This is a genomic window from Frankia sp. Mgl5 (genome assembly GCF_023242985.1).
Taxonomy (GTDB): Bacteria; Actinomycetota; Actinomycetes; order Frankiales; family Frankiaceae; genus Parafrankia; species Parafrankia soli.
In genome coordinates, this window is the sequence record NZ_JALKFY010000611.1 from 1 (window position 1) to 13,769 (window position 13,769).

Annotated in this window: 13 protein-coding genes; 8 read left to right on the plus strand and 5 right to left on the minus strand. The window is 73.3% G+C overall.

The window, feature by feature from the left end:
• The 3 genes from MXD62_RS13515 to MXD62_RS13525 form a co-directional block, all read right to left on the minus strand.
• Positions 1-1,479, minus strand: a 1,479-nt coding sequence (locus MXD62_RS13515; protein ID WP_248829623.1) for an LCP family protein, incomplete at its 3' end; no start/stop codon positions are given.
• A gap of 236 nt (positions 1,480-1,715) precedes the next feature.
• Complete coding sequence (locus MXD62_RS13520) at positions 1,716-2,624, minus strand: class I SAM-dependent methyltransferase (protein WP_248829624.1); 909 nt, start codon at positions 2,622-2,624, stop codon at positions 1,716-1,718.
• A gap of 257 nt (positions 2,625-2,881) precedes the next feature.
• A complete protein-coding gene (locus tag MXD62_RS13525) occupies positions 2,882-3,055 on the minus strand; it encodes a hypothetical protein (protein WP_248829625.1) in 174 nt (57 codons plus the stop codon).
• A gap of 56 nt (positions 3,056-3,111) precedes the next feature.
• Between MXD62_RS13525 and MXD62_RS13530 the strand changes: the two genes are divergently transcribed.
• Complete coding sequence (locus MXD62_RS13530) at positions 3,112-3,498, plus strand: hypothetical protein (RefSeq protein WP_248829626.1); 387 nt, start codon at positions 3,112-3,114, stop codon at positions 3,496-3,498.
• Positions 3,499-3,593: 95 nt separating this feature from the next.
• A complete protein-coding gene (gene wecB, locus MXD62_RS13535; protein ID WP_308301253.1) occupies positions 3,594-5,663 on the plus strand; it encodes a non-hydrolyzing UDP-N-acetylglucosamine 2-epimerase in 2,070 nt (689 codons plus the stop codon).
• Between the two features lie 111 nt (positions 5,664-5,774).
• Here wecB and MXD62_RS13540 read toward each other — a convergent pair whose 3' ends face one another.
• Entirely contained in the window at positions 5,775-6,677 is a 903-nt protein-coding gene (locus MXD62_RS13540; protein WP_248829627.1) for an inositol monophosphatase family protein, read from the minus strand.
• A gap of 96 nt (positions 6,678-6,773) precedes the next feature.
• On the opposite strand from MXD62_RS13540, the gene valS reads away from it, so the two are divergent.
• The 3 genes from valS (at position 6,774) to MXD62_RS13555 (ending at position 11,101) form a co-directional block, all read left to right on the plus strand.
• Positions 6,774-9,404, plus strand: a complete 2,631-nt coding sequence (gene valS / locus MXD62_RS13545; protein ID WP_248829628.1) for a valine--tRNA ligase — start codon at positions 6,774-6,776, stop codon at positions 9,402-9,404.
• A gap of 28 nt (positions 9,405-9,432) precedes the next feature.
• The gene (locus MXD62_RS13550; RefSeq protein ID WP_308301254.1) at positions 9,433-10,494 is read left to right on the plus strand and encodes a sigma-70 family RNA polymerase sigma factor; all 1,062 of its coding nucleotides are present in this window, start codon (positions 9,433-9,435) and stop codon (positions 10,492-10,494) included.
• 88 nt (positions 10,495-10,582) lie between these two features.
• Positions 10,583-11,101: a gamma carbonic anhydrase family protein gene (locus MXD62_RS13555; protein WP_157473579.1), complete on the plus strand. Its 519-nt coding sequence runs from the start codon at positions 10,583-10,585 to the stop codon at positions 11,099-11,101.
• Between the two features lie 105 nt (positions 11,102-11,206).
• Here the strand turns inward: MXD62_RS13555 and MXD62_RS13560 are convergent, their stop codons facing one another.
• Positions 11,207-11,515 (minus strand): DUF4235 domain-containing protein, encoded by a 309-nt coding sequence (locus tag MXD62_RS13560; protein WP_248829629.1) that lies wholly within the window; start codon positions 11,513-11,515, stop codon positions 11,207-11,209.
• A gap of 204 nt (positions 11,516-11,719) precedes the next feature.
• Between MXD62_RS13560 and dut the strand changes: the two genes are divergently transcribed.
• The 3 genes from dut (at position 11,720) to MXD62_RS13575 (ending at position 13,753) form a co-directional block, all read left to right on the plus strand.
• Positions 11,720-12,415, plus strand: coding sequence for a dUTP diphosphatase (gene dut, locus MXD62_RS13565; protein ID WP_248829630.1), 696 nt, complete (start codon positions 11,720-11,722; stop codon positions 12,413-12,415).
• 13 nt (positions 12,416-12,428) lie between these two features.
• Positions 12,429-13,085 carry a DUF3710 domain-containing protein gene (locus tag MXD62_RS13570; protein WP_248829631.1) on the plus strand — a complete coding sequence of 219 codons (657 nt, stop codon included), beginning with the start codon at positions 12,429-12,431 and terminating at the stop codon, positions 13,083-13,085.
• A gap of 281 nt (positions 13,086-13,366) precedes the next feature.
• Positions 13,367-13,753 carry an OB-fold nucleic acid binding domain-containing protein gene (locus tag MXD62_RS13575; protein WP_071061631.1) on the plus strand — a complete coding sequence of 129 codons (387 nt, stop codon included), beginning with the start codon at positions 13,367-13,369 and terminating at the stop codon, positions 13,751-13,753.
• Positions 13,754-13,769 lie beyond the last annotated feature (16 nt).

The following is a 13,769-nucleotide window of genomic DNA, read 5'->3' on the forward strand; positions in this document are numbered from 1 at the left end:
GGGGGGGGGGGGGGGGGGGGGGGGGGGGCGGGCCGCCCCCCCCACACCGGTCGGCGCCGTGGTCGTGGGCATCGCCGTGGGCGGGGGTGTGGGGGTGACTGTTGGCTGTTCGGCCGGGGAGGCGGGCGTCGATGCCGCCTCGGGTACCTGAGGTGTCACCGTGGGGGTGACGCTCTCGGTGGGTGGGAGGGCGACTGCCGCGGTGGGGGCGGTCGGTGCGCCGATCGAGGGTTCCGGGGTGAAGGCGCCGCCGAGCGGGACGGGGTCTCCGGAGCCGGTGGGCTCGGGCAGGGACTCGCCGCCGGTGATGTTCCGGAAGAACTGCCGCATCTGGTCGGGGTCGTACAGGAAGTAGAAGGCCGGTTCGGCGATCTGGCCCGTGATCGGGACGGTGGAGAACGTGACGGCGCCGGTCGTCATCCCGCGCATCCGCTCGGCCAGCGCGCGCAGCTCGGTGAAGCCGGTCTCGTTGTCCAGCACCACCGACCGCGTCACCGCGCCCAGAAACGCGGCGAGCTTGGTCGGGCGCAGGAGGACGTCGCTGCTGCTGACCTTTCGGAACATCGCCGCGAGAAACGCCTGCTGGCGCCGGATCCGGGAGAGGTCACCGTCAGCGAAACCATGTCGTTGCCGAACAAAGGCAAGCGCATTGCCGCCGATCAGATGATTGTTTCCCGGCTGCCCGAGGAAACCGGAGCTGGGGTCGTTCAGGTTCATCGACCGCACCCGCCGGCCGTTCTCCAGTGTGTGCGGCTCGACGTAGCTCGATGCCTGCAGACACACGTCGATGCCACCGATCGCGGACGTCATCTGCTGGAAGCCGTTGAAGTCGAGTTCGGCGTAGTGGTTGATGCGCAGTCCCGCCACCTGCTCGAGGGTGGCGACCAGGAGCGCGGGGCCACCGCTGCTGAACGCTGCGTTGATCTTGTCTCGGCGGGCCCGGTGGTGGGTGCCGCCGTCGTCGGTCCAGGCCGGGATGGGCACCCTCAGGTCACGGGGGACCGACACGATGTTCGTCCGCCCGTCCGAGGCCAGGTGGGCGATCATCATAGTGTCGGATCGCGCGCCGCTGACCGCCGCGGCGTCCGAGCCGGTGCGCACGTCGGAGCCGACGAGCAGCCAGGTCTCGGTGCCGACCGGCGCGGGCGGTGGGCGGGTCACCGTGATGTCGGCAGGCGGCGCGATGGTCTCGCGATCGATCCTGCGGTCGTAGAAGGTGATGACGAACCAGCCCGTGGTGGTCACCACCACCACGGCGACCGACAGCAGGGCGGTCAGGACGAGCAGAACCCGGCGTACCGGGCCGCGCCGCGCGGCGCCGGCCGCCGCGCCGCTCCCGTCACCCGGCGGGCCGGCCTCGCTGCCGCCTTCGGTCTCGCCGTCGATGTCGCGTTCGCGGGTGTCGTGCTCACCGTCCACGGTCTCTGCCGGCGTCACTTCGGGGGCGTCGCACGACTGCCGTGCGCGCGCGTCCCGCATGCCGCCGCCCCCCGCCGCGCCTCATACCGGCGCGTGCCTGCCGGCAAAAACAAAGGTAAGTCAACGAAAGATAAGTCAGCTAATCGTGATGTTGCGGGCCCGCAAGTCGGATGTGACAACCGACGCGGGACGAATCGGGGCACACCACATCATCCGTCGGATTAGGGTGCTGCTGTCGCGCGGACGCCGCCGGACGGCCCGAACGTGCCCCGCCCGGCCGGTCGGGGCGCGGACGGTCAGGCGCGGACGGCCACCAGGTGCAACGAGCCGGGGTCCTCCCGGTACACCGGAGAGCTCGGGGACGTCCCAGAGGCGATCTTGAAGCCGGCGCCGACGAGCCGGCGCTCGGCCGTGTGCGCGTCGTAGTGCCACCGGTTCACCGGACTGGTCGGGTGTCGCGCGTTCCCGCGCCGGGGCAGGCCGAGGCGCCCCGAGCCCCGCTCCTCCCCGGGCGAGCGCAGGCGCTGCCACGCCACCAGCTCGTCGGCGTCGATCTCGCCGCGGACGTACCGGTCGACCGCGTACCGCAGGTCAGGCAGCACGACGTGCAGCGTCCCGCCCGGGCGCAGGACGCGGGCGTACTCGTCCAGCGCCCGCCGCATCGCCGGCGGCGGCAGCTCCTGCAGGACGTGCGCGCAGAGAAGGTGATCGACCGAGTCGTCGTCCAGTGGCAGCGCGGCCCGCGGGTCGTGCCGCGCGACGACGGCCACCTCCCGGGCCTCCCACTGTTCGCGGATCGTCCAGCCCTGCCCGTCCCGCGGACCCGCCGGTAGGTCGCGCCAGCGCGGACGCGGACGCGGACGTGGGCGGGGGCGGGGGGCGAGCCGGGCGACGACCGTGGCCAGCCGCGGCCGGCGCGCCGATCGCCAGCCGGCCGCGCACCCCCTGCGCAGCAGGCGCAGCGTGCGGGACGCCCGCAGCAGCCGGGTGAGGTCGGACGTCCGCCGCAGCGCGGGGTAGGCGGCGACGAGGCCGGGGGAGAACGCGGGGTCGAGGTTGACGTAGTCCGGCAGGACCAGGTGGGACGAGGTGACGTTCACCCACAGCTCGCCCCGGCTGTTGCGGTGGTACCGCAGGCGCCGTGCCCGGCCTGGTGGCGCCGGGAGCCGTGCCGTCCGGTGCGTCATCCCCGTCTCGTGCCTCATTCGTCCGTTGCCCGTGGGCGATCCGTCCCGGCGCCCGCGCCTCCGACCGGCCGTCGGTGACCCGTTCGAGGCCTGAGTGCGCCGTTTGGTTGTCACTTAGGCACAGAGAGTAGAGCGACCCGGGCTGATGTCCGGCATCTCTGCTCGGCGCGTCCCCGGGTGTTCCCGCTGTGGTGCGATCTCCGTCCGCGTCGCCGCCGTCCGGCGCGTCATCGCTTCAGGTAGCGATCATTTCAATACAGAGAGTCATACTTGCTTCAGGGGTAGCGGCCAGGCGCCGGACACCCGAGCACCACGAGTCCGGGCATCACGAGCGGACGGCCCACCCCGACCGGACCCCGGTCTCGAAGGAGCGCTAGATGCGTGTACTGGTCCTCGGCGGCGACGGCATGCTCGGCGGTGAGCTGGTCCGCCGGCTCGTCCGCGACCATGACGTCACCGCCACCGTCAGGGCCACCGCACCGTCCTGCCCGCCACCGCCGACCGGGTGCTCACCGGCGTGGACGTCCGCCGCCGCGACACCATGGTCGACGCGTTCGCCGCGGTGCGACCGGACGCCGTCGTGAACGCCGTCGGCCTGGTCGGGCGGCGCGCGGAGGGACGTGAGGAGGACGTGCCCGACCCGGTGGACGTCCACGGGATGACCAGGCTGCTCGGCGAGGTGCGCAACCGGGCGCTGTCCGCACGCCGGCTGTGGCCGGTAACCGGCTACCGGCCGCCCGGGTGGCCGGCGATGGTCGACGAGTTGGCGACCGCGATGGAACGGCGTGACTCGAAGGCTCCTCCCCGGCTCCCCCCGGCGCCTCGTCCCGACGCGATCGGAAGCCCCCGCGCCGCCCTCACCTCCCCGAACGGAGTGCACGCCGATGCCTGACAGGAACCTCGACGAACACGGCTCCGGGAAACGGTCGCCGCATCAGCCCTGGTCGGCCGAGCCGGTCGATCCGCTCCGGTAGAAGGGACAGCGGCGTGTCGAGAACGAGAGGCGACAGAGACGACCACACCGGCGCCCGGCAACACGGGGACGACGCCGAGCTCACGCGGACGGGCTTCTTCCGGAGCTGGTTCTCCGGCGGGGGATCCCACCGCCAGCGAGGTCCGGAGTCCCAGCGCGGCTCGGACGCCCAGGACGCCCAGGACGCCCAGGACGGCACGGTGGACCGACACGGCGGGGACGTCCGGCGTGATTCCGACGTCCGGCGTGACCCGGATGCCCTGCGTGATGCGGACGTCCGGCGTGATCCGGGTGTCGCCGGGGAGCCCGACATGGGGGTGTCCCACCGGATACCGGCGGCCAGGCCCAGGCCCAGGCCACAGGCCGGCCACACCGCGACCTCTCCCAACACGACTCCCAACACGACCGGGCTGGACGGCGGCGGTGCCGGCGGTCAGACCGTGCCCGGCCAGGGCACCAGGGGCCAGAGCATTCCCGGCCAGGGCGCCGACGGGCCGGGCGTCCCAGGTCAGGGTGCCGGCGGGCCGGGTGTCGGGGCCCAGGGCGTCGGTGGTCAGAACGTCGGTGGTCAGGGCACCGAGGAACAGAGCGTCGCGGACCAGGGCGCCGCGGGAGAGAGCACCGCCGGGCGGGGGCCGGCGGAACGAGGAGGAATGACCGCAATGACCGGGACCGCGGGAACGACCGCACGAACAGGTCCCTCTGTGCCGACCGCACCGTCCACGCCGATCGCCCCTACCGGGCCGACCGTTCCCACGGTCCCGAACCGGCGCCTCCCCCCGGACCGCCAGGGCGCGGCCGGCCGGATGACCATGCCCGACCGGGTGCCGCGCACGGAGATCATGGGAGTTCCCGCGCCGGTGCCGCGCGGCCGACCCGGGCCGGCCGAGCACCGGGCGCGGGTCATGATCCTGCTCGGCACCCGTCCGGAGATCGTGAAGCTGAGCCGAATCATCGCGGCGCTCGAGCGGGCCGTGGACGTCTGCCTGGTCCACTCGGGCCAGCACTATGACTACGAGCTGAACCAGGTGTTCTTCGACGAGCTCGGTATCCGCAAACCGGACCACTTCCTCGACGCCGTCGGCGCGAGCGCCGCCGAGACCATCGGCCGGGTGATCGCCCGCTCCGACGCGGTGTTCGTCGACGAGTCCCCGGACGCGCTGCTGCTCTACGGGGACACGAACACCACGCTCGCGGTCATTGCGGCCCGGCGGCGGCACATCCCGGTGTTCCACCTGGAGGCCGGGAACCGCTGTTTCGACGACCGGGTCCCGGAGGAGATCAACCGCCGGCTGGTCGACCACCTCAGCGACATCAACCTCCCGCTCACCGAGCACGCGCGGCGCCACCTGCTGGCCGAGGGTCTGCCGGCGCAGCGGATCTTCGTCACGGGCTCGCCGATGAAGGAGGTCCTCGACCACTACGCGCCGCTCGTCGACGCCTCACCGGTGCTCACGAACCTCGGTGTCACCGCGGGCCACTTCCTGGTGTTCAGCGCGCACCGGGAGGAGAACATCGACGCGCCGGAGCTGCTCATCGGCCTGCTGGAGACACTCAACGCGCTGGCCGCCCGCTACCGGGTGCCGATCATCGTCTCCACCCACCCGCGTACCCGGCATCGTCTCGACGCCCTTGAGGCGTCCGGCCGCGCCCCGGCGACCGACGGCCTCGTCCGTTTCTGCCGGCCCTTCGGGTTCGCGGACTACATCGCGTTGCAGCGGGCGGCGCAGTGCGTGATCTCGGACAGCGGCTCGCTGACCGAGGAGGCCTCGCTGCTCGGGTTCCCCGCGGTGATGATCCGGGAGGCGCACGAGCGCCCCGAGGGCGTCGACCACGGAGTGGCGGTCTCCTGCCTGCCCCGGCCGGACCGGGTCCTCGCCGCGGTCGACCTGGTCGTCGGCGCGGCGCAGGGGGACCGGGCACCGCGGATCGTCCCCGATTACGACGTGGACGACGTCTCCCGCCGCGTCGTACGGATCATCGTCAGCCACATCGACTACATCCGCCGCACAGTCTGGTTCGAGCGCCCACCAGCCGGGACCAGCGAACCGACGCCCGGAGGCACCTCCCTGACCCGCCCGTAGCCCAGCCCAGCCCCTGGCCCGGCCCTGGCCCGGCGGGGCCGGGGTCAGGCGGGCCAGGGCCGCATCGCGGAGCCCGGAAGCGGGGCCGGACCGCCGGGCTGGTGGTGGCCGCTAGTCGGTGTCGGCGCGGGGGTGTTCGGCCAGCAGGGCGGTGAGGTCGGCGAACAGGGAGGGGGGAGCGGCTATGACGAGGTCCTCGCCGGCTTCCCGGCCGTCCAGGCCGCCGACCCGCAGGCCCGCCTCGGCGGCGATCAGTGCGCCCGCCGCGTGGTCCCAGGGGTGTAGTCCACGTTCGTAGTAGGCGTCGACGATGCCCGCCGCGGCGGCGCAGAGGTCGAGGGAGGCCGCGCCCATCCGGCGGATGTCGCGGACCCTGGGCACGACCCGGGTCAGCACCGCGGCCTGGGTCGTCCGGCGGCGCTCGGTGTATCCGAAGCCGGTGGCGACGAGTGCGCCGCCCAGCTCGGTCACCGCCGAACCGGTCAGCTTCGTCGGCTCCCCGGCCGTCGGCCCGGGCGACGCGCCCGCGCCCAGGCCGCCCCCGCGATCCGTGCCCACCGGTGTCTCCCAGCGGAAGGCGCCGCCGCCGCGGACAGCGGTGTATGTGACTCCCATCGCGGGCGCGTGCACCACGCCCGCCACGATCTCGCCGTCCAACTCGGCCGCGATCGACACCGCCCAGTTGGGCAGGCGGTAGAGGAAGTTGACCGTCCCGTCGAGGGGGTCGACGATCCAGCGGACGCCGCTGGTGCCCGCGGTGTCGGAGCCCTCCTCACCGAGCAGGCCGTCGTCCGGGCGGGCTTCGCGCAGGCGGCGGGCGACGAGGGCCTCCGACGCGCGGTCCAGCGCGGTGACGACGTCGGTCGGCGAGGATTTCGTCGCCTCGGCGGCGACCGTGCCGGCGCGGCCGGTGACGAGCAGGGTCCCGGCCTCGCGAGCGACGTCCAGGCCGAGGTCGAGCAGGGCGGCCGGGGCCGGGCGGAGGGTGCTGGGGGGCGCGTCCACGGTGCTCATCCTGCCAAGGCCGGCCGGCGGCGGGAGTGGCGAGGGGCCCGCGGCCCGCACTCCCGCCGCGATGGCGACGATCGCGTGCCCCGTAGGATTGTGCGCGTGGTGGCAACGGACAGTACGGAACGGCCGACCCGCGCGGTGCCCGCCAAGCCGAGCTTGGACGGGATCGAGACCCGCTGGTCCGAGCAGTGGCACGAGTGCGGGACCTATGAGTTCGACCGGTCGGCGCCGCGGGAGCGGGTCTACTCGGTCGACACCCCGCCACCGACCGTGAGTGGCTCGCTGCACGTAGGCCACGTGTTCTCGTACACCCACACAGACCTGATCGCCCGCTTCCAGCGGATGCGCGGGCGCGAGGTCTTCTACCCCATGGGGTTCGACGACAACGGGCTGCCGACCGAGCGTCGGGTGCAGAACTACTACGGCGTGCGGTGCGACCCGTCGCTGCCCTACGACCCGGATTTCACCCCGCCGGAGAAGCCGGGCAAGGACCAGCTCCCGATCTCCCGGCGCAACTTCGTCGAGCTCTGCGAGACGCTGACGATCGAGGACGAGAAGGGCTTCGAGGAGCTCTGGCGCCGCCTCGGTCTCTCCGTCGACTGGTCGCACACCTACGCGACCATCGACACCCGGTCCCGCGCGGTGGCGCAGCGGGCCTTCCTGCGTAACCTCGCCCGCGGCCAGGCCTACCTGGCCGAGGCCCCGACGCTGTGGGACGTCACGTTCCGCACCGCGGTCGCCCAGGCCGAGCTGGAGGACAGGGAGCGCCCCGGCGCGTACCACACGCTCGCGTTCGGGCGGCCCGGCGGCGACCCGGTGGTGATCGAGACGACCCGTCCGGAGCTGCTGCCGGCCTGCGTGGCACTCGTGGCGCATCCCGATGACGCGCGCTACCAGCCGCTGTTCGGGCAGACGGTGCGCACGCCGCTGTTCGACGTCGAGGTGCCGGTGGTGGCGCACCGGCTGGCTGATCCGGAGAAGGGCTCCGGCATCGCCATGATCTGCACCTTCGGTGACCTCACCGACGTCATCTGGTGGCGTGAGCTGCGGTTGCCCGCCCGCGCGGTCATCGGCCGGGACGGCCGCCTGATCGCCGAGGCCCCCGAGGCGATCTCGTCGCCGGCCGGCCGGGAGCACTACGCCCAGCTCGGCGGGAAGACCATCGCCGCCGCCAGGACGGCGATCGTGGCGGCCCTGCAGGAGTCCGGCGCGCTGCTCGGCGAGCCGCGGGCGATCAACCACCCGGTCAAGTTCTACGAGAAGGGCGACCGGCCGCTCGAGATCGTCACCACCCGCCAGTGGTACATCCGCAACGGCGGCCGGGACGAGCAGTTGCGTGAGCAGCTGCGCCAGCGTGGCAGCGAGCTGCGCTGGCACCCCGAGTACATGCGGGTGCGCTACGAGAACTGGGTGGACGGCCTCAACGGCGACTGGCTGATCAGCCGGCAGCGTTTCTTCGGTGTGCCCTTCCCGGTCTGGTACCCGCTCGACGCGGACGGCCAGCCCCGCCACGACGCCCCGATCGTCGCGGCCGAGGCCACCCTGCCCGTGGACCCGTCCAGTGACGTCCCCCCGGGCTACACGGCCGAGCAGCGGGGCGTGCCCGGCGGCTTCATGGCCGACCCCGACGTCATGGACACCTGGGCCACCTCCTCGCTGACGCCGCTGATCGCCAGTGGCTGGGAGAGCGACCCGGCGCTGTTCGCGCAGGTGTTCCCGATGAACCTGCGCCCCCAGGCGCACGAGATCATCCGGACCTGGCTGTTCTCGACCGTGCTGCGCAGCCACGACGAGTTCGGCACGCTGCCCTGGACGGACGCGGCGATCTCGGGTTGGATTCTCGACCCGGACCGCAAGAAGATGTCGAAGTCCAAGGGCAACGTGGTCACGCCCATGGGCCTGCTCGAGCAGCACGGCTCGGACGCCGTCCGCTACTGGGCGGCCTCGGGCCGTCCGGGCACCGACACGGCCTTCGACGTCGGCCAGATGAAGACCGGCCGCCGGCTCGCCATCAAGATCCTCAACGCGAGCCGGTTCGTGCTCGGCCTCGCCGAGGCGGGCGAGGGCGAGGTCTTCGAGGGCGACGTGGCCCCCGCGGCCGACGCCGCACCCGGCCCGGCCGCGATCACCGAACCGCTGGACAGGGCGCTGCTCGCCGAGCTCGCCCGGGTCGTCGACACGGCCACCGGCGCGTTCGAGGGCTACGACTACACCCGGGCGCTCGAGGTCACCGAGACCTTCTTCTGGCGGTTCTGCGACGACTACGTCGAGCTGGTCAAGGGCCGGGCGTACGGCGGGCACGGGGAGGCCGGCGCCGCCTCCGCGCGGGCGACGCTGGCGATCGCGCTGTCGACGCTGCTCACCCTGTTCGCGCCGTTCCTGCCGTTCGTCACCGAGGAGGTCTGGTCCTGGTGGCGGGCGGGCTCGGTGCACCGGGCCCGCTGGCCGGAGGCCGCCGAGGTCCGCGAGGCCGCCGGGGACGGCCGTCCCGAGCTGCTGGACGCGGTCGGCGCCGCGCTCTCCGCGGTGCGCCGGGCCAAGTCCGAGGCGAAGGTGTCGATGAAGGCCGAGGTCGCCACCGCCCGGGTCAGCGGTGACGCCGACGTCGTCGCGCTGGTCGGGCAGGCCGCCGTGGACCTGCGCAGCGCCGGCGGGATCTGGGAGCTGAGCCTGGTCGGCACCGGCGGCGAGCTGGCTGTCGACGTGGTGCTCGTCCCGCCGGCCGGCTGATCGTCACCGCCCGCGACGGGGGTGCGGTGTGACCGACAGGCCCGACGCGGGCGGCCCCGGTGCGCTGGCCGAGGCGTTCGAGGCGGAGCGCGGGTACCTGCGCTCCGTGGCCTATCGCATCCTCGGCTCGGTCACCGACGCCGAGGACATCGTCCAGGACGCCTGGCTGCGCCTCGCCCGGACCGACCCGGCCGCCATCGAGGACCTGCGCGGATGGCTGACCGTGGTCGTCGGCCGGCTCTGCCTCGACCATCTCCGCTCGGCTCGGGTCCGGCGGGAGACCTACGTCGGGCCGTGGCTGCCCGAGCCGCTGGTCGGCCCGTCCGGTCCGGGCGGGTCGGCGGTGGCCGGCGTCGTGGCCCACACCGGCCGGGGTCGGTCGGGGCCGGCCGGCGGGGGCGGCGCGACCGGCCCGGTCGGCGAGGTCACGGCCGTGGCCGCCGAGCGGGCCGATCCGGCGGACCGGGTCACCCTCGCCGAGTCGGTCAGCATGGCCATGCTGGTCGTCCTGGAGTCACTGAGCCCGGCCGAGCGGACCGCGCTGATCCTGCACGACGTCTTCGGCTACGGCTTCGAGGAGGTCGCCGAGGTGACCGGCCGCAGCCCGGCCGCCAGCCGGCAGCTCGCCAGCCGCGCCCGGCGGCACGTGCGGGAGCGGGCCGTCCGCTTCGATCCCGACCCGGCCCAGCGGCGCGGTGTCGCCGATGCGTTCCTGGCGGCCGCGGCGGGCGGTGACCTGGCCGCGCTGCTGCGCGTCCTCGACCCGGACGTCGTCCTGCGTTCGGACGGCGGCGGTGTGGTGCGCGCCGCGCTGCGCCCGATCGACGGGGCGGACAAGGTGGCGCGGTTCCTGCACGGCCTGATCGAGAAGGGCCGCCGGCAGTACGGGGCCGCGGTGCGCTTCGTCCCGGTCGAGGTCAACGGGGGAGCGGGTATCGCCACGTACGTCGGTCCGCGGCTGGCGAACGTCGTCGCGCTCACGGTGTGGCGCGGGTTGGTCACGGAGATCGACGTCGTGGTCAACCCGGCGAAGCTGCGCCATCTCACGCAACCGCCACACGGCCTCACGCAACCGCCACACGGCGGCTGAGTACGTCGCCACCCCGCCCGGACGGGCGCCGCGACCAGCGGAAACCGTGAGTGCCGCGGGTGGCGGCACGATGCGGCAGGATGGAAACGTGGCCATCTACGCGTTGGGGGACCTCGAACCCTCGATCGATCCGTCCGCGTACGTTCATCCCGACGCGACGGTGATCGGGAACGTCACGATCGGCCCGGAGTCGACGGTCTGGCCCGGCGTCGTGCTCCGCGGCGACCAGGGGCGCATCGTGATCGGCGCGCGGACGTCCATCCAGGACGGCACGGTGATCCACACGACCGCGCAGTTCCCCACGATCGTCGGGGACGACTGCGTGATCGGGCACATCGTGCACCTCGAGGGCTGCGTGGTCGAGGACGGCTCCCTGGTCGGCTCCGGGTCGATCGTCCTGCACCAGGCCCGGGTGGCACGCGGCGCCCTGGTCGCCGCCGGCGCCGTGGTCGGCAACCGGATGGTGGTTCCCGAGCGGGCGATGGCGTTGGGCATCCCGGCGAAGATCCGCGAGGGCGCCGCCTCGCAGGAACTCATCACCATGGCGGCCGCCCACTACGTCGAGAACGGACGCCGCTTCCGCAAGGACCTACGCCGCCTGGACTGACCGGGTCCCGCGGCCGCAGCCCGACGTTCGGTGATCCGTGGCGGTTGAGCGAGTCGTGGATGTCACTCAACCGCCACAGTTGTGCGCAGCGGTGCCGCCGTCGGCCTAGTTCTCCGAGGCCGAGATCTCCGGGCGCAGCATGCCGGGGGGCGGGGAGCCCGTCGCCCGGACCCAGCCGCGCGCGGCGACCCGCTCGGCGGCCAGCCGGCCGAGACCGATGGCCAGGCCGGAGAGCGCGGCCCAGGCGATCGCCTCCGCCCAGGCGGTCTCCGGGTCCGCCGGGTTCACCGGCGGGTCGGACTTGCGTATCTTCCGGTAGGCCGCGGTGACGCCCCTGCTCGCCGCGGTGCCGGCGAGCGCGGTCGCCGCGCCGCCCACGACTTTCCATCCCATCTTCGAAGCCGGTCCGGCCACCCCACACCTCTCGTCCGTCCGCCCCGACTCGCCGGGGCGCAGCTGGTATCGCTCTTCTGCCCTACCCCGCGGCGCGCGGTTTCCCCCTCGCGACCGCCGGAGGTCGGGTCGTCCTCGTGTCGCCGGCATGTGCCGGCCGTCTCGTCACGGGGAGTCGTTAGTGTCGCGGACAGCCCGCCCGGGTGAGGACGACCCAGGAGAATCATGACCGCGACCACCCCCACGCCACCCGGCGCCCCGCTTCCTGTCGGCGCCCTGCGCGCCGACGCCCCACCAGCCGACGCCGTGCCCGGTGATGGCGTGGCCGGCGACATCGTCCCCGGCGCGCAGCGCCCCGAGCCGCCGACCCGCCAGCCGACCGGTGATTCGGTGCCGCCGACCGGCAAGCCGGCCGCCGGCATGGGCACGCTGGAGGTGCTGGTCCGCCGTCTGGACCCGGGTCTCCCGCTGCCCGCCTACGCCCAGCCCTCGGACGCCGGCGCCGACCTGGTGACCGCGCAGGACATCACGCTGGCGCCCGGTGAACGGGCCGTCGTCGGAACCGGCCTCTCCGTCGCGCTGCCCGAGGGTTATGCGGCTTTCGTGCATCCCCGCAGCGGACTGGCCGCGCGACACGGTCTGTCCGTGGTCAACGCCCCCGGAACCGTCGATGCCGGTTACCGTGGAGAAGTCAAGGTGATACTTATAAACACCGATCGAAGTGAAGTCATCGCTCTCCGTCGTGGGGATCGGGTGGCTCAGCTCGTGGTCCAGCGGGTGGAGCACGCGGTCTTCCGCGAGGTCGACCTGCTCCCGGATTCCGTCCGGGGTGCGGGCGGCTTCGGGTCGACGGGCGGTTTCGGGCGGTCCTCCGACGGCGGACCGCGAAGGGAGGACCACGGTGTTCGGTCGGGGTCGTAGGTCGTCGGCCGTCATGGCGGCCGACCCGAGGGTGGAGGAGCCGGACGACGTCGATCTGGTCGGCCCCTTCGACCTCGAGGAGGCACCCGACGACGACGTGCACAGGCTCGACCTCGGGGCGCTGCGGGTGCCGGCGCTGAGCGGCGTCCAGGTGCAGTTCCAGGTGGAGGAGTCGACCGGCAAGCCGCTCACCGTCGTCGTGACGGACGGGCGCAGCGCCATGGAGCTCGCGGTGTTCGCCGCGCCGAAGACCAGCCCGCTGTGGGACGACGTCCGCACGGAGATCCTGGAGACCGTGCGGGACACCGGCGGCAGCGAGGTCGAGGGCCCGTACGGGCTGGAGCTGAGGCTGCGGCTGCCCACGAGCCAGCCGGGGGAGACCGTGCCCGGGCGGATGATCGGCGTCGACGGGCCCCGCTGGTTCCTGCGGGCCGTCGTGACCGGCGCGGCGGGGCAGGACCCGTCGGCCGGGCCGCTGCTCGACGAGACGCTCGGTGGGATCATCGTGGTCCGCGGCGACTCGGCGATGCCCGTGCGGGATCCGCTGCCGCTGCGGCTGCCGAAGGAGATCTCCGAGCATCCGGACGGCCCCGGCGCGGAAGCCGAGCAGCGCTCGGATTCCAGGCCCGCGATCCCGGTTCCCGGCGTTCGGGTCAGCGAGACCCGCTGACCCTTTCCCGGCCCGTCGGGCCGCCGCGCCGAGGCCGGTGACCGGAGGCGGAACGGCGCCGAAACAGTACGGGAACGAGTCCGTGGCGCGCGGCGGCCCTTCGCCGGCTGTCCCATCATGGGCGCGATCGGTGGTGGCGGGTGGTCCGTCCACCTCATAATCCCGGTTCAGGGCGCCGATGCGTGGGCTCGTGGTGGGATTCCCACCCGCCGGTCCGGTGACGTCCCAGGTTTCGGATTCCGTCGCCCGGCTTCGGGAGCGGTTCGATGATCGGAGGAGCCGTGGGCGAGGGGCGCGGCTGGTTGGGACGACGGTTCCACCGGCTGACAGCGGACAACCAGGAACTTGAGGACGAGGAGCTGCGGCAGGCGTCGGTCGCCGTCGGCGCGGACCCGATGCACGCCTGTCGGGACCGCGAGGAGGCGTGCGTCGCCGGATCCATACGTTCGGTAACCGTCCGGGCGCGTTCGGGGGCGCCGAGTCTGGAGGTCGACCTCTATGATGGAAGCGGCACCGTGACTCTCGTGTTCCTCGGCCGCAAGCACATCGCGGGCATAGAGGCCGGTCGATCGGTCAAGGCATCCGGTCGGGTCGTCGTGCGCGACGAGCGGACCACGATGTTCAATCCCCGCTACGAGTTGCTGCCAGCCTCCTCGACCAGCGCCTGAGTGGCGCCCGGCGACA

Excerpts from the sequence above, each read along its gene's own strand:
- MXD62_RS13520 (WP_248829624.1), bottom strand. The coding sequence starts at position 2,624 with ATGAGGCACGAGACGGGGATGACGCACCGGACGGCACGGCTCCCGGCG.
- MXD62_RS13570 (WP_248829631.1), top strand. The coding sequence starts at position 12,429 with ATGGCGGCCGACCCGAGGGTGGAGGAGCCGGACGACGTCGATCTGGTC.
- MXD62_RS13525 (WP_248829625.1), bottom strand. The coding sequence starts at position 3,055 with ATGGTCGCGGACGAGCCGGCGGACCAGCTCACCGCCGAGCATGCCGTC.
- MXD62_RS13540 (WP_248829627.1), bottom strand. The coding sequence starts at position 6,677 with ATGAGCACCGTGGACGCGCCCCCCAGCACCCTCCGCCCGGCCCCGGCC.
- dut (WP_248829630.1), top strand. The coding sequence starts at position 11,720 with ATGACCGCGACCACCCCCACGCCACCCGGCGCCCCGCTTCCTGTCGGC.